The sequence below is a fragment of the Achromobacter sp. GbtcB20 genome, from assembly GCF_019091095.1.
GTDB classification, from domain to species: Bacteria; Pseudomonadota; Gammaproteobacteria; order Burkholderiales; family Burkholderiaceae_B; genus Achromobacter; species Achromobacter mucicolens.
The window spans coordinates 1-258 of sequence record NZ_JAGXJZ010000636.1; the positions used below are offsets into that span (position 1 = coordinate 1).

The 258-nt window shown below is 56.6% G+C and carries 1 protein-coding gene; it reads left to right on the top strand.

Annotated features, from left to right (window positions below):
- Positions 1-93: 93 nt before the first annotated feature.
- Positions 94-258, top strand: a 165-nt coding sequence (locus tag KVT32_RS32725; RefSeq protein ID WP_371825648.1) for a phage regulatory CII family protein, incomplete at its 3' end; no start/stop codon positions are given.

Genomic DNA, 258 nt, shown 5'->3' on the forward strand with positions numbered 1-258 from the left:
CGGGCACGCATGACGGGAACCTCTTCTGTGTTTGTTTCCAGAAGTCTATTTCTCAAAGTTATTTTTTGAATCATTTTTTGAAGGACATTCCGCATGAACCACCTCGACGCATTTCACCAGACCGTGCACGGCGCCCCAGGCGGCTGCGAAGCAATTGCGCCGCGGATGGGCATGTCCGCGGCGATCCTGCGCAATAAGGCGAACCCGAACAGCACGACGAACAAGCCGACGCTGGACGAGGCCGATCGCCTGATGGGC